A 20834-nucleotide genomic window follows, 5' to 3' on the forward strand; every position below is an offset into this window, starting at 1 on the left:
TCTCAGTCGTAATGAGAGAGATGCCTAAAGTGTTGTTTTTATTGATAGTTATTGCTTTGCTACTTACCACTTACAAAGAAAATCGAGTCCATTTCTTCGCTCGCCAGCGACGAACCATAATCAATCCGCGGAACCATTCGTCCATCGCGATTGCCATCCAAGCACCAAATACGCCATAACCCCAATGCACACCAAGTAAATAGCTCATCGCAACGCCAATGCCCCACATGCTAAGAATGCCCATTTTGATAGGGAACTTAATATCGCCTGCGGCTTTTAAGCAAGAAATGAAAATCAGGTTAAACACGCGACCAGCTTCTAACAAGATTGACCCGGCAATAAGTAATGCAGCAAGGGCGATGATTTCAGGATCTTGAGTAAATAGATCTAGGATCTCAAAACGGAAAATATAGACCACGCAGGTAATGGTGATAGAGGCGATGAAGCCTACTACAAAGTATCGTTGTACACGGTTGGCTATCTCATCTATCCAACCTTTACCTATGTAATAACCCGTTTGGATTTGGCTACCTTGGCCGATGGCTAAGGCAAAGGCAAAAGAGAGGCGTGCGATGTTTTGTGCGTAAGTAAACGCGGCCAGTGAAGACGTTCCCATCTGAACCACAAAGAAGGTAATACTGATTTGCGCCATGTTGTAAGAGAGTACTTCTCCAGCGTTCATAGAGCCGATCTTCATGATTTTTTGATAGATAGCTTTAGGCACAGATTTGAACTGTTTCATCGGTAGGTCAATGCCTTTGTTTCTTACGACACCGATTAAGATCAATAAGCCGATCACTTGGCTAATGACTGTCGCCGTTGCAACCCCTTGTACGCCGTAAACTGGCAACCCGAAAGGTTGGTAAAGTGCACAGTAGTTGCCGAAGATGTTGATCACACCTGCAATCATGTTGATGACCATCGGTGATTTTGAATAGCCATGGCTGCGCAGAATCGTGGTGAGAACGACACCTATCGTGACATTAAAGGTGAGAGCACCACTGATGAACAGATACTCTTGAGCGTACTGTTCGACTTGAGCTTCCAGTTGGTAGAGCGGAATAAAATATTCAGCACCGAGAATCGCAATAATACTGAGTAACACACCGGTAATAATGGCCAAGATAATGCTCGCCACGCCCACGTGAGCGCTCTCTTGAGTGCGAGAAGCACCGTTGTATTGTGCGATTAGGATGCCTGTACCACTGCTGACCATGGTTGAGACGATGATCAGAAAAAAGGATATCTGAGAGATAACACCAACGGCAGACACGGCTTTGTCTGAGTACCCCGATAACATGAATACATCACTGGTGTTGAGTGCGGTTCTTAAAAGAACTTCGATAAAAATTGGCCAGGTGAGCGCAACGATTCCCATGCGTTTATTTAGGGTGGAATCAGCATTAGGCATTTAGGTTTTCTCAGAAAGGGGTAGGCGACACTATAGTTTAGCCATTATTGAGTAAACGACTATCAAATTAATGTCCGGATAGCTATTAAGGGTAAATAAAGTTCGAATAAGCCTTCAGAGGCCAACATTTAGGTGTGAGTTATGAAACTTTTGAGAGATGTTTCATAAGGTAAAGAGGAAGAAAGTGGAAGCGTTTAACTACTTAAAAGTGGCACAAGAAATGAGTTTGAAATGAAGCGGTAAAGCTAGCGACATCGAGCTAGCTCTACCGTTTTTAAAGTTTAGTTAATACGCTGACCTTCAGCATCAAACAGATGGCAATCTTTTGATGCGAAATTTAAATTGAGAGACTGATAGCGTGCGACTTCTTGATCCCCGGGTAGATGAACCTTGAAGCTATCAACACCACATGATTGGCCAAACATATAGGTACTATTGCCCAATCGTTCTACCACTTCGCTCTGGAACTCAATCGTGATATCTGACTCGCCATTGATCTCCAAATGTTCTGGTCGAATACCAAGAGTCAATTTTTGTCCTTCGGCAAGGCCATCACTTGGCAATGGCAGAGTCATTTTATTAAGTCCATTGACGGTCAGTTGGGCGTGAGTGTCTGAGGTGCTATTAACCAAACAAGGTAGGAAGTTCATTTTCGGAGAACCGATAAAGCCGGCTACAAATTCATTTTGAGGAGAGTGATACAGCTCTAATGGCGAACCGACTTGTTCTACTCGACCATCTCTCAGTACTACGATCTTGTCAGCAAGCGTCATTGCTTCGACCTGATCGTGCGTGACATAAATCATGGTATTTTGCAGATCTTGATGCAATTTGGCGATTTGTAAGCGCATATCGACACGAAGTTCAGCATCTAAGTTTGATAAAGGTTCGTCGAATAAGAACACTCTTGGGTTACGAACAATTGCTCGACCGATAGCAACACGCTGACGTTGTCCTCCCGAAAGTTCTTTAGGTTTACGTTTCAACAAAGGGTCTAGTTGAAGCGTTTTCGCTGCACTGGTGACTTGTTTCTCGACGACTTCTTTAGCAACACCGTTCATTTTCAGGCCAAAGCCCATGTTTTCTTCAACCGTCATATGCGGATAAAGGGCGTAGGACTGGAATACCATCGCGACACCACGCTCGGCAGGATCGACATCGTTAACCAGATCATCGCCAATATGGATCTCACCTTCAGTAATCTCTTCCAAGCCAGCAACTAAGCGTAAGAGAGTTGATTTACCGCAACCAGACGGTCCAACGAATACTACGAATTCGCCGTTACTTATTTCTAGATCAACACCATGGATCGTTTGAACATCACCATATCGTTTGATGACCTGTTTTAAGCTGATATCAGCCATGCTCTCTCCTTGCTTCGTTGGACTGCATCTCTTTGCCTTTAAAACATACGCTTTCATCAGAAATTTGTTAGGTGCCTCGCATGATTTATTGATCGTGGTCATATAAATTTGGCGATCTATACTGATTTTTGTGGAAACGTTTACAAAAATAAAACATAACTGTGCGTAATATTATCAATAAGCCTAATATTTGAACGTAATTACCATAAATGCTGAGTTGCTAGATTGAATTTAGAAATCTAGGTGGAAATTAATCAAATAGTAAATGAAGCTTTTAATACAAGGAATTTCGGGAAATGGAGCAATCTGTGAAAACGATATACCCAGAAAATCGCATCCCATCGGCGAAAAAGAAAAGGCGCATTAGTTCTAAGGTGTCGCCTTGGCTGTTCTTGGCGCCAGCCATCGCTATCTTCTCTCTCTATGTTATCTACCCCATCTTGGACAGTATCTGGCTGAGCTTCTTTGAGTGGGACGGGCTAGGTGAAAAAGAGTGGGTGGGGCTTGAGAACTATCGTGAGCTATTTGACTCAGATGCTTTTTATACTTCGTTAACGAATAACTTCCTTTGGTTGATCTTCTTTATGCTCGCGCCACCGTGTGGCTTAGCGATTGCCCTTTTCTTAAACCAACAAGTGAAAGGCATTCGTGTCGTAAAATCCTTATTCTTTTTCCCCTTTGTTATTTCTCAAGTGGTGGTCGGCCTCGTATTTTCTTGGTTTTATGACCCGTCATTTGGTCTTTTCAATATGGTATTGGGTACGTTCGGTTTTGAGCCCGTTTCAATACTTGCTGATGAAGACTACGTCACCTATGGAATCATCGCTGCTGGTCTGTGGCCACAAATTTCTTACTGCATGATCTTGTATCTCACGGGGTTGAACAACCTCGACCCAGAGCAATTAGAAGCGGCGCGACTGGATGGTGCAAAGAAGTGGCGCATGCTCTGGTATGTAGTTCTTCCTCAACTAAGACCGGCGACTTTTATCGCCGTAGTCGTGACCGTGATTGGTGCCCTCCGTTCTTTCGATTTAGTGGCAACCATGACGGCGGGTGGACCTTGGGGCAGCTCGACGGTACTGGCGTATCAAATGTATGAAGAGTCTATCTTTAACTATCGAATGGGTTACGGTGCAGCGGTTTCTGTGGTGCTGTTTCTGATTATGGATATCTATATCGCTTACTTCTTGTGGCGCATGTTAAGGAGTGAAAAATAATGTTTCCGCAACCAATTCAAAAAGCCGGTCGCTTTACTAATATCAGCTACCGAGTCGCGTTACCTATCTCGATCGTGATGTGGTTATTACCGCTAATCGCCGTGATGATGACGTCGATTCGGTCGATGGATGACATCAACAAAGGTAATTACTGGGGCTGGCCGAGCGAGATTCAGTTCATTGAGAACTACACCCAAGTTTTTACCTCGACCTCAATGGGGCAGTACCTAATCAATAGCTTGATCATCACACTGCCAGCGGTCGCAGGGGCTGTCGCACTCTCGACTCTGGCTGGGTATGCCTTGGCGAAATACAACTTCAAAGCCAACGTTTGGATCTTTGCGATGTTTATCGCGGGCAACTTTGTTCCGTTCCAAATTTTGATGATTCCAGTGCGTGATTTAACCATTGGACTTGGCCTTTACGATACCCATTGGGCGCTGATTTTCTTTCATATCGCTTTTCAAGCCGGCTTTTGTACCCTGTTCATGCGTAACTTTATTGTTGGCATTCCCGATGCGTTAATTGAAGCGGCACGTGTCGAAGGGGTGAGTGAATGGAAAATATTCTGGCATGTGGTGCTGCCTTTGGTTCGCCCTGCTTTAGCGGCGTTAGCTGTATTGGTGTTTACCTTTATTTGGAACGATTTCTTCTGGGCACTAGTACTGGTTCAGAGTGATGACGTTCGTCCTGTAACTGCGGGTTTGAGCTCACTACAAGGCCAATGGCTGGCGTCTTGGCAGTTTATGTCGGCGGGTGCTGTAGTCGCGGCTATCCCACCGGTTGTGCTGTTTTTCACCATGCAAAAGCACTTTATCGCAGGTCTGACATTAGGTGCGACCAAAGGGTAAATAACGAGATAAGAATCGATACACGAATCTAGCAATAGCGAAGGCTTTAGTCGTTATTGCTACCGACATCCCGAATGGATGAATCATTGAAGAGAAACTAAAACACGAACAACCCTACGAGAGAAAACAATAAGAATTGGACTTAGAGAGCTTAGCTCCATAACAAGGACCTCAATATGAAATACGTGAAACATATCGCTGCCTCTGCAGTGCTCGCTGCCTCCATGTCTGCAACATCGTTTGCAGGCACCTTAGTCATCAACTCAGATGCTTCTGATCCAGCGCCAAAAGAGGCGTGGGGTGAGATCATTAACCGCTTTGAAAAAGAAAACCCAGATATTACGGTTAAGTACAATTTGTACGATCACGAGTCGTACAAAACAACGATTCGTAATTGGTTGGTCACTTCGCCGCCGGACGTGGTTTTTTGGTACGCGGGTAACCGAATGAAAGCCTTTGTTGACCGCGGCCTGTTTGAAGATGTGAGTGATATTTGGACTGACAACAACATGAAGCAAGATTTTGCTTCAGCCGCACCTGCAATGACGGTGAATGGCAAGCAATTTGGTGTGCCATACACGTATTACCAATGGGGCATCTACTACCGCAAAGACATCTTTGAACAGTATGGAATTGCTGAACCTAAAACATGGGATGATCTGAAATCAGCATCGGCAACGCTGAAAGAAAATGGTGTGGCGCCGTTTGCGATTGGTACTAAGTACTTGTGGACTGCTGCAGGTTGGTTTGATTACATCAACATGCGTACCAACGGCTTGGATTTCCACATTCAGTTGATGGAAGGCAAGGTGCCTTATTCTGACGAACGTGTGAAGAAAACGTTCGCTAACTGGGCTGAGCTTGTTGAGCCTGGTTACTATCTAGAAAATCACGCCTCTTATTCTTGGCAAGAAGCTCAACCTTTCTTGTACAACGGTAAAGCGGCGATGTACCTCATGGGGAACTTCATTACGCCTAACTTCCCGACTGAATTAGATGGCAAGATGGATTTCTTCCAATTCCCTGTCATCGATCCAAGTGTTCCTATGTCTGAAGATGCGCCTATGGATACGTTACACATTCCTTCTAAAGCAAAAAATAAGGAAGATGCTCGTAAGTTCTTAGAGTTTGTTGCTCGTGCTGAAAACCAACAGCTGATCAATGAGATGCTGTTACAAATTCCGACCAACAATAAAGCCAAAGCCAAGTCTGATCCGTTCTTAGATAAAGGTGTAGCAATGCTCGCTTCTACCGATGGTACGGCTCAGTTCTATGACCGTGATACCGATCCTGCGATGGCCAAAGAGGGCATGAAAGGTTTCCAAGAGTTTATGGTTCACCCTGATCGAATCGAAAAAATCTTAAAGAAACTCGATAAGGTGAGCAAGCGTACCTTTAAGTAATACGTTATCTGCCGCAGCGACTCTTGCTGCGGCTCTTTTCCTTTTCAGTTTGTCATTGCCAGTGTTATTTGATTAGTGTTCGTCGTTTTGAGCACAAGAGGCACCCAATACAACCTGCCTAGTACTACTTGCAATGATTCACTATATTCGGTTTATCGTAAGGAACACTCAATGAGAACTTTCTCTCAAACCATCTCTGCCCGCGAATGGGAAAACCAACACATCACTCATCATAACGTTGTTGAGGCTCATGCTCCTTTGAATGGTTACACCTCGTTGGCTGAGGCTGTGGGGAAGAACTCGTCACGCACCTTGTCTCTTAATGGGGTTTGGAAGTTTCAGCTGTTCGGTTCGCCTGAGTTGGTCTGCGAAGAGTTTGTCTCTGAACATTTTGATGATTCCTCATGGAAGTCGATCACAGTGCCAAGCAACTGGCAGATGCAAGGCTTTGATAAACCGATCTATACCAATGTGAAGTATCCTTTCGCTGATAACCCTCCCTTCGTCCCTAGCGATAATCCGACAGGGCTCTACCGAACGCATTTTAACTGTACGGAACCGGAGCTATTAGATACCCATAGGCTCACCTTTGATGGCGTTAACTCAGCGTTCCATCTGTGGTGTAACGGTAAGTGGGTTGGCTATTCGCAAGACAGTCGATTACCGGCTGAATTTGACGTGTCTGAATACTTACAAGCAGGCGAGAACACGCTCGCAGTCATGGTGCTGCGTTGGTCTGATGGTTCCTATCTTGAAGACCAAGATATGTGGTGGCTCAGTGGCATCTTTCGTGATGTGACTTTATTGAGAAAGCCCAAGGTCGCAATCGAGGATGTAGGTATTGAGACGCAGCTAGATGCTTGCTATCGCGATGCGGTTTTAAATATTTCTACGCAAATAACCAAGCACAGCAATGATGTAGAAGGCTGCGATAAGCTGAGAGCTGAACTTTATGATGCTCAAGGACTGTTGGTTTGTGAACCTCAAATTGTGGGCTTTGGTGAGCGAGTTGTGGATGAGAAAGGGCCTTGGTCTGAAGTCGCTGAACACCGCATTTCAGTGGTGAACCCGAACAAGTGGAGTGCCGAGTCACCCTACTTATATCGCTGTGTGGTGTCATTGCTCAATGAACATGATGAGCTTGTCGATTGTGAGGCTTACGATGTCGGATTTCGATGTATTGAAATTACCGATAGTTTACTCAAAGTTAACGGTAAGCCGTTGCTGATTCGTGGTGTGAATCGCCATGAACATCACCCTGAATTGGGTCACACCATGACTCGTGAAGGGATGATTCAAGACATCAAACTACTTAAACAAAACAACTTCAATGCCGTGAGAACCGCTCATTATCCGAATCACCCATTGTGGTATGAATTGTGTGATGAGTATGGCCTGTATCTGGTTGATGAAGCGAATGTGGAAACCCATGGTCAGTTTCCGATGTGTCGACTGTCTAATGATTCGTCGTGGTTGAATGCGTACATGAGACGAATGACAAGGCTAGTGGAGCGCGATAAAAACCACGCCAGCGTGATCATTTGGTCGTTGGGTAATGAGTCGGGGATTGGTCGTAATCACCATGCGATGTATCAATGGGTGAAACAAACTGATCCAACACGCCCGGTTCAGTATGAAGGTGGCGGGGCAGATACAGCAGCGACCGATATCTTGTGCCCAATGTATGCGCGTGTTGATTGGGATTTACCTGTTGTTGAGAGTCAACCTGAAGTGACACCTCGCGTGGGTATTCGCAAAGCGATCGCTCTGCCAAACGAGCAACGTCCTCTGATTCTCTGTGAGTACGCCCATGCAATGGGGAACAGTCTGGGTAGCTTTGATAAATATTGGCAAGCGTTTAGAGACAACCCAAGATTACAGGGCGGATTTATCTGGGATTGGGTCGATCAAGGGATCACAAAAACCGATTCGAGCGGCAAGCCGTATTGGGGATACGGTGGTGATTTCGACGACGAGATTAATGATCGCCAGTTCTGCATTAATGGTTTGGTATTCCCAGACAGAACGGTACATCCAACGTTGCATGAAGTGAAAAAGGCGCAACAGTTTTATCAGTTCAATCTGGTTTCTGCATCACCACTGGTGATTGAGGTACACAGCGAACACCTATTTGTGACCAGTAGGATTGAAACGTTGAATTGGACGGTTACCCAGAATGGTGTGGTGACGAGCGATGGTTGTATCGAATTGATGGTTGGTGCGGGTGAGAGTGTTCAGATAGAACTCAATGGTGTGACTATTCCTCATACGGCCAATGCGCTTAATTGCCTTAACCTAGAAGTGGTATTAAATGCCAATACTGCGTGGGCGAATAAAGGCCATGTGACGGCGATTGAACAGCTTACCTTACCCACTCAGCCGCAATTGATGTTGGATGCCAACCTCTCTCAATTTCCACCGAAAGTGACTGAAACCGACGCGCTGCTGACGGTGAGTGGCGATGCTTATCAAGTTGAGTTCGACAGGTTATCTGGGACATTAGAGAGCTGGAAAATCAAAGGGGTGGAACAGCTTGCGAGTGGTCTTCGAGATAACTTTTATCGTGCACCATTGGACAACGATATCGGTGTCAGTGAAGCAAACCGCGTCGACCCTAATTCATGGATAGCACGCTGGCAGGCGATGAGGTTGGATAGGCTCACTCCAGAATGTATCGAATTTTCATCCATCACTCAGAAAAACGGGGTGTCGGTGACGGCAATCATTGCTCACACAGTGGAAGGGCAGGTTCGTTTGTTGTCGACTTGGCGGTACCAATTATTTACCGATGGTGAGGTTAAGTTAGATGTGGATGTACAAGCGGCGACAGGTTTGCCATCTCTGCCTCGAGTCGGCTTTGAGTTTGCTTTGAACCATGTGCCTGACGGGGTGGAATGGTTTGGTCGTGGGCCACACGAAAACTATCCAGATCGAAAAATGTCAGCCCATATGGGGCGATATCAGCAGAACATTGAGCAAATGCATACCCCGTATATTTTCCCTTCTGATTGCGGCTTGCGTTGCGATGTTCGTGAGGCAAAGGTTAGTAAATTTGAACTGCAAGGAGACTTCCATTTCTCAGTCAGTCGTTTTGGGTTACAGCAGCTACAGAAGGCAAAACATACTTGTGACTTAACCGAACAAGAACAGCTGTTTGTTTATGTGGATGGCTTCCATATGGGGGTTGGCGGTGACGACTCATGGACACCAAGTGTTCATGATGAATACAAATTATTGAAAGAGCATTACCATTATCAGGTGCGCTTCTATTGTGATGAGAACGGTCAAAGTACAGCGAATGGAGTAAAAGGGTCATAGTAGGCCAAATAGTTTAAATGCTTGTTTGTTCGATTATTTGGCTTCAGATATAAAAAAGGCACTCAACATAACGCTGAGTGCCAAAGCCTGAAATTTGTTAATTCGCAGTATCTTATTGAACCGGTGTATTAATGAATCTCAGAGGACAGGTAAAAAGGTTCGATTTACTCTGCGTCAGTAAAGAAATCGTTGTAAAGCATGTACAAGTGAGCCGCACTCCAAGAGAAGTTTGGTGCGCCTTGTTGTTCGCCGGTTAGTGGGTTGTAGTTTTCACGGATTGGACCGTCTTGAACTAATCCATCGGCGTGGTCAAAGAACGCACCTGCCATTTCAATCGCATCGTCACGGTAGCCGTAGCTGTCCATGCCTTTTAGGCCGAAGTAGAATTGATCTACCCATACACGTCCACGCCAGTAAATGTCTGGGCCAAATGCAGGGCTAGAAAGCGCTGCTGTGCCTAGTGGAACGTAGGTATTGAACTCTTCTGTATCTTTCATTACAGAGACAACTGCATCAGCGTTAGCTTGAGTGGCAGCAGCATTGAACAATGGTGACCAACCTTCAGGGCCTTTACCACGCTCTACAATCGGTTTACCTGCACAGCCATTCGCGAGTGGTTTGTCCTCAATGCGAATGTCGTAGAAGAAGTTAGTGCCTTCATCGAACATACAGGTGTTGATGTAGTTCGATAGATGCTCAGCTTTTTCACGGAACTTTTTCGCTTCTGCGTCTTTACCAAGAATGTCAGCCATTTCTGCTAGGTACTTGTTATCGCTGTACATATAGCTTGCTTGATCGACAGATTCTTGCAGTAGTGAGTAGCCAAGTAGCGTGCCATCTTCAGCGCGGTTTTGAGCGAACTCAACATCCCAATCACTGCGCTTGCCGCCATTCGCTACATACGCGTCTAGCTGGTCTTTATCGATGAAACCAAATGCGGCTGCATCATCACGACCCGACTCCCAAGACGCGGCAGTTTGTGCTGGGCTTTCGATGTAATCGTAGTTACCTTCAGCAATCACTTTATCCAGTGCAGCTTGGCCTATAACTGTCTCGTGCTTATCGCCACGAACCACGGTGAAGTACATTTCACCTTCAGGCGTGTTGTGTGCTTTATCGCGTGCTGCGCCGTATTCAGGTACGCCGTTGCCGTTGTTGTCACGGTTGCGCAGCCACCAATCGTGGTATGCCACTAGCTTTGGATACATCTCTTCGAGCCAAGCTTCATCGCTGGTGGTCTTATAGACTTCCATTACTGCCCATGCTGCTAGGCTTGGTTTGGTATTACGTTCATTCCAGTTACCGCCATCGCCGCCACGTTCTGGACTTAGGTTGTAAGCGAGTAGATCGGGCACGTAACCTTCATCCCAAGGACGAACGGCATCGTCAGCCTGAATTTGGTAAGCGAACATCGCGCGGATGTTATCTTTCGCTACATCTGGGTTGAAGTGAGCCATTGCGTAGGCTTGCTTCCATGTGTCCCAAGGCCAAGTTTGGTTGCCCGAGAACCAACGTGCGGTCACGGATGGTGTCACAGAGTCAAACTCCATCGCACCTGCAGCGCCACGCCAGTTACCGTTTAGGGTTTCCATCGCTTTAACCGCAACACGCTCTTGCTCTGGTGTCGCGTTCGGGTTGGTTAAACCCATCTCAAGATAGCCTTCCCAACGTTCTGCTGATGCCGCTAAGAAGTCGGTAGGGTTTGCCATGATCTTTTTGATTTCAGGCTGTTCCGCTTGCGCTTCTTCTGCCGTTAGAACATGCGAGTATGTGGTGTAGATAGTCGTCGATGCTTCAATGTTTGCCGTTGAAGTAAACGCTAAACCATCAACCGTGGTTTTCGTTGGAATCGACTTGTGAACTTGGTATTCAGACTCACCAGAAGTCAGTAGATCCCATGTCGAACGAACCTTACCGAAGGTCACCTTTAGGCCATCGTCGGTTGCGACGATTTGACGGTCATACTCAGGGTAAGTTTCAGCGATTGTTTTGTCGGTTTGTGCCACGCCTTCTTTGGCGTGCGTCTTTTCTAGCAGTTCACCATCCCACACCAATTCAACCGGTGAGTCGGTAGTGATTTTGGTTTCTAGCAGAGAGGTACGGTTTGAAGCAAAGCGCATCGTCATCTCTACCGTGACATTGTCAGATTTTAGCGTCTGAACCAATGCGCCCGGTAGGCTGTAAGCTTCCATAGTGAAAGCCACTTTTTTGCCGTCTTTGAACACGCTTAGGCGGTCGAAGTTATCAGCCATGAAGTTGATGTATTCTTCGGTAAGCAGTGCTGTACCTGGGAATCCGCCCATGCCTTCTGCACTGTCTGGCAGCAGGTGACCGTGCCATGCACCTAGGTCGAAGAATGGGTTAAAGCGTTGGTGGTCATCGAAGTCGTAGTCACGCATGTATTCAGGTGAGCCAGTACGGTCGATAACGTTCTTAAATTCGTTGGCTTGCAGTTGCTCTGTGTCATAACTTGAGCCAGAGATTGAGTTTGAAGCACAACCAGTAACGACAAGGGCTGCACCGATAGCGAGAGCTGCGAATGATTTATTCAGTTTCATGATGAGTTCCTGTTATTACCAGTAGAAGTATTGCATTGCGAACACTTGCGCGTCGCCGATTTCAGTGTCGCTGCCTACGCCAAAGCGGCTGTCGAACGCAGTAGCAAATGCGCCGTTTCCGTATTCGTACCAAACGCCGGCATTGATGTAAGAGGTGATTTCTTTGTCGCCATTGTCACCGTCAAAGTTTGCGTAGTTGTAGGCTGCAGATAGGTAAACGCCTTGTGCCGCTTCGTACCATGCACTGGTTTGAATACCAGACTCGCTACCGAAAGACTCTTGGTTGCCTTTATCGGTATCGTGCCAAACACGAGTGGCGAAGTTTTTGTACTCAGCACCCAATAGCAATAGTTCACCACCATCGTTGTTACGAACTTCACCACCACCCATTAGGGTTAAGTCGTCGGTCAGATCGTATTGAAGGTAACCATTGACCATGGCGTTCTTATCTTTCCATTGGTCTGCGAAGCTGTCGTATTTACCGAAGTGAACAAGAGCATCGTCTTCCGAGAAGTCAGACTCTGGCGCGAAAGAAACGCTGTAGCGAAGCTTGCCTTCTAGGTTTTGAATCTTCACACCAAGGTGCACGTCTCGCGTGTTTGAGATCGCGTAGCCGTATTCAACCGTAGGGTCACCCCACCATTGAACGTCATCTAATGAAGAGTCCATACGACCAATCATGAATTCTGTTTTGTTATCTGTGCGGTAGCCAGCGTAAAAGCGGTTGAAACCACCTTCAAAACCGCCCCAGCCGTGGCCCGTTGCCCAAGCATTGCCTTCGTCATCGGCTTGTACTGTCCAGCCCTCCATATAAGCAAGACCAAACCAATTACCGTGCTCGATAGCCAAGCCAGCTTCAATGTAAGTACCGTCTGCGTAGCGGCCTTTATCATCACCTTCGAGTGCCACGTGACCACCAAGGCCAAGCTCACCATAAAAGTTAAATAGGGTTTCAGTTTCTGTCTGAGGAGGCTGAGTATCACTGTGGTTTGCTGCGGACTCTTCCGCGTGGGCAGTGGTACTTAAGGCAGCAAGAATACAGCTTGTAATAAGAGTGTTTTTAGTAAAACTACTTTTCATTTTAATCACTTCTGTGTCGGGGTTATAAATGAAGGTTCGCAAGCAGTTCTGACTTCTAATATGGGGTGCTCTTCAAGGCGTATTGGTCAGGTTACTTACGATCGCAAAACCAATATTAATGATAATTTTGATGTTTAAAATTAATTAAGTTTAAAAGTGTGATCTATTTTTAGTAAATATTTACTTTGTTTTTATTTTGACTTTAAGTTGAATTTGCAGAGGTATGGCTAGGGTTGTAAGTATTCGGGAGGTGAATTGTTTGGTGGGTGGTTAGATTGCTGGTTCGAATGCTTTGATTCTTGAATGGCTTTGATTTAATCGAGATGGTTAGTGGATATGTACCGACAAATAAAAAGGCACTCACCAAATGCGAGTGCCTGAATTTTAAATGAGAGTGCCTGAAGTTTAAATCATAGTATAGGGGAAAACTAAGCGTTCGCCGGTTCAGGTTTTGCCTCTAGTTTTTTCTCTTCTGGAGATAAGCTTTTTTCATATTTGCCGTACTTCCACCACGCGTAGCCAAGGAAGATAACAATCCCGCCCACGTTGTAGAAGATGATGGTCATGATGTCAGCACCTGTTGGGAAAGTAGACGCAAAGAAACCAACAGTGAAAATGCCGATCAGAATAGAGACCACGGTAATGCCTGTCATACGTGAGCCCATTCTGAAATCACGAGGTAAGTGATCCAACTTCAAACGTAAATTAAGGTACGCGATCATGATGAATAGTGGTGGCAACATCGATGCTGCAGCCGTCATGTTGATAATGGTACTCATCAGATCTTGTACTGTATCGGACGCCAGTGTCGGAATGAACATCAGTGGAATCACAATCAAGAACTGAATCCAAGCCGCACGTTCTGGAACGCCTTGTTTGTTTAGAGCGACCGTTTTCTCACCGAAGATACCTTTAGGGATTTCAGAGAAGAAAATCTTAACGGGTGTCGCTGTCCACATCAGTAGAGAGCCCAGCATCGCCGTGAATGAAACCACGCCCACAAAGCGATTCATTAGGATTTCAGACAACCCAAAGTGTCGTGCTAGCCCTTCGAATACCTGCACTGAGCCGCCAGTAAATTTAAGCTCTTCTCGCGACACAAATACGTTTGCTAGTACTGAACCCACCGAGTAAAGCGCACCAATGAAGATACCCGCGATGATGATTACTTTAACGAAAGACTTGTGACCGCCTTTGATGTCGTTAACGTAAACCGCTACCGATTCTGCACCGCCAGCCGCCATGAAGATCCAAGTGATTACGCCAAGGAATGCCCAGTTAAAGCTTGGTGTCATCGCTTCAATGGTGATTGGGTCTGCTGGCTCGATACCACCGATCAAAGCACCGCCAGACAACAAGATGTAAGACATTGTTAGCAACAACATAAGCGACGATGTTAGTGAGGTGATGGGGCCTAGTAGTTTCGCGCCATTGTTTGAAATGTGCGTAGCAATCGCAAATAAAATGGTGCTGAGGATCGCCGTGGTGATTGGCGTGAATATGTACTCAAATCCTAAGAACGCATACGACGCATAAGCGATGATTCTAGGCAGCAGAGAGGTGAAGAAGAACAGGTTAACAAACCAGTAGGTATAAGCCGAAATAAACGCCCAGCGGCCTCCTAGAGAGCTTTTAACCCAAGAATAAACGCCCGCTTCAGAGTTTTTATTCAGTGACACAAACTCTGCGACGATCAAACAAAAAGGCACAAAGTAAAAGATGGTGGCTAGAAAGAACATCGGCGCCGAGGAAAGGCCGATCTCGATGTTGTTGTTAATGATGTTGTTGAAGCTGTATACCGCCGCGAAGGTCATAGACAGTAGGGCAAACTTGCCTATCGTACTGCGTTTATTTTCGGACATGATGTTCTCCGGTGAATCACGTTGATGATCGTTATAACTTGGTCCTAGAGAGGGAGGCTCTAGGCCGCACTTTTATTGTTATGTTGGTTTGGCAAACACCCGCTTTGTTTTGTCAGGGTTGGCTCATTGTTGTTTTGATAGATTTACGATCGGACTTCTTAGTGCTTTTCTTTCTTGATTTTCAGTAAAGTTATTACCAAAACAAAGAGTTAAAGGTTAAGAGGTTCATCAAAGAGGTTGTTTGTTTCATGAACGACGATTTGTAAGGCTTGTAGGGGCTTTTTGTCGTTTTTAAATATGAACTCGTTCGTCTCTTCAGCAAGAAGATTAAAGATTAAGCGGCGGGAAGTTAATCAAAATTGATCAAATATGTGACCTTGAGTGAATAAATTTAGTTAATGTTTTACCTTTGTTTTTGTTCGGGTTTTATTACGATTTAATTAACGTTTTTCGTGATGTGAGCCCTTGACGGAATGGCGTTTTTATTTTCGGGTGTTGGTTTTTAATTGTCTGATTTAAAACAAAAAAAAGCGCCACGGTAGGCGCTTTTTAAATTAGTTCTAATGTTGCTAAGTATTACGATTGCTTAGCCGCTTCTAGCTTTGCATCTTTACCTGCTTGCTTCTTTTCAAAGCGAGAGATCCACCACCAAGCGATAGCTGAGAATACAGCCGTCATAAATACGTTGACGAAGAACGCTTGCATCAGGTCTACACCCGTTGGGAATGCTGATGCCGTCATGCTGACAACAAAGATACCGATAAGTACTGACACAACAGACATACCTTGAACTCGAGTACCCATGCGGAAGTCACGTGGTGTATCGTCATGTTTCAAGCGGAATACAAAGTACGCCACCATGATGAAGATAGGCGGTAACATTGCGGTACCTGCTGTTAGGTTGATTGCTGTGTTCATCATGTCTTGTACAGACTCAGAACCGAAACCGTTAACCACTAGCATTAGGAATACGAAAGCGAATTGCCACCATGCTGCGCGAACAGGCACGCCGTGCTCGTTAAGCTCAGTCGTTTTCTCACCGTAAACACCTTTAGGGATTTCAGAGAAGTGAATTTTTACTGGCGCTGCTGTCCACATCATCATCGAACCGAACATAGCGACGAACAGAATGATACCGACGAAGCGACCCGTTAGAGATTGTGAAATGTCGAAGTAGTTCGCCATACCAGTGAAGATTTCAACCATGCCGCCAGCATAAGTGAGTTCATCACGAGCAACGAATACGTTCACTAATAGAGAGCCGACTGCGTACATGATACCGATAGCGATACCCGCGCTGATGATCACCTTGATGAAAGACTTATGACCGCCTTTAACATCGTTTAGGTAAGCGGCTGCAGTTTCTGCACCACCGGCTGCTTGGAAGATCCAACACATAATGCCTAACGTTGCCCAGTTGATGGTTGGTGTCATAGCTTCAAGCGTGATTGGCTCTACCGGTTCATGGTTACCACCGAGTGCCATCATGGCGCCGATAACGTAAACCGCGAACAGTGCAAATACACCGTATGCAACGATCTCTGCAATTTTACCTAACCAGCTCGCACCTTTGGTCGAGATGTGTGTCGCTGCTGCAAACAGACCTATTGAGATTGCCGAAGTCACTATCGGAGAGAAGGCGTACTCGTAGCCAAGCATCGCGTAAGACGCGTATGCGATAACGTTGGGCAGTAATGATACAAACCAGAATAGGTTCACGAACCAATAGAGGAATGAACCTAAGTAGGCCGCTTTTGAACCCAGCGGTTGTTTAAGCCAGTCATACATGCCTGACTCAGAATTTTTATTTGCTGATACGAATTCAGCAATAATGAACACGAATGGAATGAAGTAAATAAGGGTGGCGAGCAAAAAGATAGGAGCAGAACTCAATCCCAATTCGATGTTGTTATTTACAATGTTGCGAACGTTAAATACCGCTGCAAATGTCATGGAGAGCAAGGCAAATTTACCTAACTTACCGCGTACAGATTCAGACATAGTGTCCTCCAAGGGTCACGTAATTATAGTCGTTATTTCTTTAGGCTTCCTTGTAGGGAAGAAGCGTAAAGGCGTTGTGCAGTGTGACTGAGCCTTGAACGGCAAGGCTCGGTACACACTGTGAATAGATCTTGTTGTTGCTTTCGTTTGTTTAGCTCCAGTTACTTACTTATTGAGGAAGTAACCGTCTTCGATAGTCACTTTCAGTACCACTTTACGAACTCGGTTATCACCGTGGAATCGGTAGGCTTTGCTGTTATCAAAGATCGCCACTTGGCCTTCAGCTAACTCGCAAGTCTCGCCGTTACCCATTAGGTGTTCGCGGTCAGTCTCATCGCTGTAAGCTTGGATTTGCTCTAGCTCTGACTTGGCTGCGAACTCGACGGTTTCACGACCTTCTAGGTAGTAATGCACGTCGAAGTAACGACGGTTGCCAGTAAAGTTTTCTGTGTTACGAGCCACGCCGTCTTCAATCATGTAAGCCAGTGAGTCACCAATGGAATACATCACGCCATCTTTGATGTTGCCGATGTTTTCAATCGCTTCTACACAGCGTTGCCATTTACGACCGTCGCGGTAAACGACTTTAAATTGCTCTAGGTTGTCTAAAACGATCATCGCTTATGCCTCGTTCTGTTGTGGTTGAGCTTTCGGTGTATTCGCCGTAAAAAACTCATCGCCAAAGTTGTGATTGATTAGGTGCTGCGCGTCGCAATCGCCTGCTTGGAATGGAATCAGAGTTAAGCCGTAACTGAACTCGTCCATATAAACTCGGTAAGAGTCGAGCACTTCGCTGCCCCAAGAGTTCGAGCCTAAGCCCATCACTTGGTGATCTAGGTTTAGCGTGATGTAACCGCTCTTCTCTAGCTCAATGGTGTGTTGTGCTTGATGTAGGTTTTGGTTGGTGTAGAACCATGCGCTGAAGTTGATTTCTTGCTGTGGTTTTACTGCAATACCATTACCCGCGCGGCTTGAAAGCGCAGCCCAACGAACGTGTTGGCGGTTGCCGTTGTTTTGTGGGAACGGGTAGTTCTCGAACATGTCAGCCACGGTTGATTGGTAAACATCAATCATGTTGGCTTGATTGCTGTCTTGGTAGTTCTCTTCAGGACCGCGGCCGTAGTATTGAACTTGGTCGAAGTCACCGTTAATGCCCATGTCGAAACCAATCACTGGAATCACGTGAGGGTAATCACCGTAACGTTCGCCACTTAGCTCAACGTTCAGTTGACCTTCAGCACTGATCTGGTAGCGATACTCACAACGCATGCCGAAATCAAATACTGGTGGAGCAACGATGCTGGTGGTGGTGATCTCTACCTTGCCGTTAACTTGCTCAACGTTTAGCGTGCGGAAGTGCTCTTGCATGATCTGTAGGTGTGCAGGCTCCCAGTAACCATCGTGCTCTTGCTTATGGTTATCAATCATTGGCTTGAAGAAGTTCAGCTTAGGCTCAGACTTAATCAGTTCCTCGCCATTCACTAACCATGACGTCAGTTTGCCGTTCACTTTCGAGAAGTTCAGAGCAAAGTTGTGTCCTTTGATTAGGTAGGCTAAGCGAGATTCTTCAACATTCAGTGCTGTCGCATTATTGTTAGTGAAGGCGTCAAGTTGTGCAGTGTTCTCTTTCACTTGGAACTGATAAACCGCAATGTCGTGGTTCGCTTCGCTGTATGAAGTACGAGAATCCTTACGAACTGTAAAGTTCACAAACACTTCACGCTCATCAAGCTCTGGCAAATTAAGCGTCAGTTCACGGCTAGAGTTCTCAGCCAGCTCTTCAACCTTGATATGCTGTACCGCAATGGTTTTACCCTCAGCGCGGATTTCCGCAGTGATGGTGTAGTCATCGATGTTTGAGAACCAAAGCTTGTTGTCTACTGTGAAGGTGCCCGTTTGTGCATCGAAATCGCGAAGCTTCACTGGGGCAATCACTTGTTTATATTCTTTCAAGCCAGGGCCTGGCGTTTGGTCTGGGTAGATCAAACCATCCATACAGAAGTTGTAGTTATTCGGATAGTCACCGTAGTCACCGCCGTACTTGTAGAACTCTGTGCCTGCTTCATCACGCGCCAGAATGCCGTGGTCACACCATTCCCAAACATAGTGACCTTGAATCGCGTCATGCTTGTAGAACACGTTTTGGTATTCAGTTAAACCGCCTGGGCCGTTACCCATTGCGTGTGCGTATTCACAGATGATGCGTGGTTTTTCGTGTGGGAACTCACCGAAGGCATTCATTAGTTGAGCACGTGAGTACATGGTTGAAATGATGTCGACCACTTCAGCATCACGGTCTTCTTCATAGTGAACTAGACGGGTGTCATCAATCGCTTTTGCTGCATCGTACATAGAACGGATGTTGCAGCCGTAGCCAGACTCGTTACCCAGTGACCACATGATGATAGAAGGGTGGTTCTTTTGAGCGTGGATATGACGTTCGATACGTTCAACAAACACCGCTTCCCATGCGGCATCGTTAGTGATGCGGCTTAGGTCGCCAACGTTAGCAAAGCCGTGAGTTTCAACATCGGTTTCGCCCATCACGAATAGGCCGTAGATGTCACACAATTCGTAGAAGCGTGGGTCGTTCGGGTAGTGCGCTGTACGTACTGAGTTGATGTTGTGTTGCTTCATCAGTACTAAGTCTTTCTCTACGCGATCCATGCCAACAGCACGACCTTTCAGGTGGTCGTTGTCGTGACGGTTAACACCGTGCAGCATCACGTACTTGTTGTTGATGTAGAACAGACCATCGCGAACTTTAATATCACGGAAACCAACGCGTTGTGGAATCACTTCCAGCACCTTGCCGTCAGCGTCTTTCAGCGTAAGCAATAGTTGGTATAGGTAAGGGTTTTCAGCGTTCCATTGAACAGGGTTAACCACATCAATAGAGAATTGAGTATCTACATTGCCACCAGTCTTATGATTAGGGACGGCTAAGCTATCAACTGAGCCTTGCGAGATAACTTGGCCGCCATCAAGCAATGCGTACTCAAGGGTTGCGTTTGTTGCTGCTGCTAGGTTTTCTAGGGCAACGTTGCACGACAGGGTAGCGCTTTGGTAAGCGTCGTCGAAGTCAGTGCGAACGGTAACGTCTTGAACGTGCAGTTGTTCTTTACCTACTAGGTAAACATCACGGAAGATACCGCCCGTCCACCACATGTCTTGGTCTTCAATGTAGGTTGAGTCGGCCCATTGCATTACGCGAATAGAAAGTAGGTTGTTGCCTGCTTTTACATGGCTAGAGATATCGAACTCAGCGGTTAGGCGACTGCCTTTGCTGAAACCCACGTACTCGCCGTTTACGTAAACTTCGAAATAAGTTTCAACGCCATCAAATTTGATGATGGTTTGTTTCTCGTCCCAGCTTTCGCCTAGGAAGAAAGAGCGTTGGTATGCACCGGTTGGGTTGTCTGATGGTACGAAAGGCACATCAATTGGGAATGGGAAACCTTCATCTGTGTATTGAAGATCGCCGTGGCCTTCCATTTGCCACATGTTTGGAACCGTAATGTGGCCCCAGTCTTTCATTTCTTGAGAGTAGAATTCTTCAGGAACCAATAGTGGATTGGTGAAATAGCTGAAATTCCATTGGCCACTCAATAGTTGGAAGTGGCTGCTAAGTTCACGCTGAAACGTTTTTGCATTCTTTTCTGATGCGTATGAGAAGAAATATGCACGCGGTGCCATACGGTTCTCATGTAAGTTCAGGAAGTTTTCCCAGTTGTTCACGTTGCCTCTCTCTCGGCCTAAATGCAATTTG

At 46.0% G+C, this 20834-nt stretch carries 12 protein-coding genes; 4 read left to right on the plus strand and 8 right to left on the minus strand.

All coding sequences use genetic code 11. The annotated features are described in order from the left end of the window. Positions 1-70 precede the first annotated feature (70 nt). Positions 71-1411, minus strand: a complete 1341-nt coding sequence (locus tag L3V35_RS17370) for an MATE family efflux transporter (protein ID WP_237300333.1) — start codon at positions 1409-1411, stop codon at positions 71-73. Between the two features lie 281 nt (positions 1412-1692). Next, positions 1693-2775: a sn-glycerol-3-phosphate ABC transporter ATP-binding protein UgpC gene (gene ugpC, locus L3V35_RS17375; protein ID WP_237300334.1), complete on the minus strand. Its 1083-nt coding sequence runs from the start codon at positions 2773-2775 to the stop codon at positions 1693-1695. 296 nt (positions 2776-3071) lie between these two features. Here ugpC and L3V35_RS17380 point away from each other — a divergent pair, with 296 nt between their 5' ends. From L3V35_RS17380 to L3V35_RS17395, 4 genes are all read left to right on the plus strand, one after another. After that, positions 3072-3992, plus strand: a complete 921-nt coding sequence (locus L3V35_RS17380) for a sugar ABC transporter permease (protein WP_017080042.1) — start codon at positions 3072-3074, stop codon at positions 3990-3992. Then, a complete protein-coding gene (locus tag L3V35_RS17385; RefSeq protein ID WP_004734435.1) occupies positions 3992-4843 on the plus strand; it encodes a carbohydrate ABC transporter permease in 852 nt (283 codons plus the stop codon). The genes L3V35_RS17380 and L3V35_RS17385 overlap by 1 nt, the downstream gene beginning before the upstream one ends. A 176-nt stretch (positions 4844-5019) precedes the next feature. Beyond that, positions 5020-6246, plus strand: coding sequence for an extracellular solute-binding protein (locus L3V35_RS17390; RefSeq protein ID WP_054547551.1), 1227 nt, complete (start codon positions 5020-5022; stop codon positions 6244-6246). A 171-nt stretch (positions 6247-6417) separates the two neighbouring features. Beyond that, the gene (locus tag L3V35_RS17395; protein WP_054547552.1) at positions 6418-9564 is read left to right on the plus strand and encodes a beta-galactosidase; all 3147 of its coding nucleotides are present in this window, start codon (positions 6418-6420) and stop codon (positions 9562-9564) included. A gap of 164 nt (positions 9565-9728) precedes the next feature. On the opposite strand, the gene ygjK is transcribed toward L3V35_RS17395, so the two are convergent. From ygjK to ebgA, 6 genes are all read right to left on the minus strand, one after another. Further along, the gene (ygjK, locus tag L3V35_RS17400; protein WP_054547553.1) at positions 9729-12122 is read right to left on the minus strand and encodes an alpha-glucosidase; all 2394 of its coding nucleotides are present in this window, start codon (positions 12120-12122) and stop codon (positions 9729-9731) included. A gap of 15 nt (positions 12123-12137) precedes the next feature. Then, a complete protein-coding gene (gene ygjJ / locus L3V35_RS17405; RefSeq protein ID WP_004734431.1) occupies positions 12138-13202 on the minus strand; it encodes a protein YgjJ in 1065 nt (354 codons plus the stop codon). 428 nt (positions 13203-13630) lie between these two features. Continuing rightward, entirely contained in the window at positions 13631-15064 is a 1434-nt protein-coding gene (locus L3V35_RS17410; RefSeq protein ID WP_017080740.1) for an amino acid permease, read from the minus strand. A gap of 576 nt (positions 15065-15640) precedes the next feature. Beyond that, positions 15641-17065: an amino acid permease gene (locus L3V35_RS17415; protein ID WP_004734429.1), complete on the minus strand. Its 1425-nt coding sequence runs from the start codon at positions 17063-17065 to the stop codon at positions 15641-15643. Between the two features lie 165 nt (positions 17066-17230). Beyond that, complete coding sequence (locus L3V35_RS17420) at positions 17231-17683, minus strand: beta-galactosidase subunit beta (RefSeq protein ID WP_054547554.1); 453 nt, start codon at positions 17681-17683, stop codon at positions 17231-17233. A 3-nt stretch (positions 17684-17686) separates the two neighbouring features. After that, on the minus strand, positions 17687-20803 hold the full coding sequence (ebgA, locus tag L3V35_RS17425) for a beta-galactosidase subunit alpha (protein ID WP_054547555.1): 3117 nt from the start codon (positions 20801-20803) through the stop codon (positions 17687-17689). Positions 20804-20834: the final 31 nt, after the last annotated feature.

Source organism: Vibrio sp. L5-1 (genome assembly GCF_021728315.1).
GTDB lineage: Bacteria > Pseudomonadota > Gammaproteobacteria > Enterobacterales > Vibrionaceae > Vibrio > Vibrio splendidus_K.

Coding starts and splice junctions, on each gene's coding strand:
- ygjJ (WP_004734431.1), bottom strand. CDS start 13,202: ATGAAAAGTAGTTTTACTAAAAACACTCTTATTACAAGCTGTATTCTT.
- L3V35_RS17380 (WP_017080042.1), top strand. CDS start 3,072: ATGGAGCAATCTGTGAAAACGATATACCCAGAAAATCGCATCCCATCG.
- L3V35_RS17370 (WP_237300333.1), bottom strand. CDS start 1,411: ATGCCTAATGCTGATTCCACCCTAAATAAACGCATGGGAATCGTTGCG.
- L3V35_RS17395 (WP_054547552.1), top strand. CDS start 6,418: ATGAGAACTTTCTCTCAAACCATCTCTGCCCGCGAATGGGAAAACCAA.
- ugpC (WP_237300334.1), bottom strand. CDS start 2,775: ATGGCTGATATCAGCTTAAAACAGGTCATCAAACGATATGGTGATGTT.
- ygjK (WP_054547553.1), bottom strand. CDS start 12,122: ATGAAACTGAATAAATCATTCGCAGCTCTCGCTATCGGTGCAGCCCTT.
- L3V35_RS17415 (WP_004734429.1), bottom strand. CDS start 17,065: ATGTCTGAATCTGTACGCGGTAAGTTAGGTAAATTTGCCTTGCTCTCC.
- L3V35_RS17420 (WP_054547554.1), bottom strand. CDS start 17,683: ATGATCGTTTTAGACAACCTAGAGCAATTTAAAGTCGTTTACCGCGAC.
- L3V35_RS17385 (WP_004734435.1), top strand. CDS start 3,992: ATGTTTCCGCAACCAATTCAAAAAGCCGGTCGCTTTACTAATATCAGC.
- L3V35_RS17410 (WP_017080740.1), bottom strand. CDS start 15,064: ATGTCCGAAAATAAACGCAGTACGATAGGCAAGTTTGCCCTACTGTCT.
- L3V35_RS17390 (WP_054547551.1), top strand. CDS start 5,020: ATGAAATACGTGAAACATATCGCTGCCTCTGCAGTGCTCGCTGCCTCC.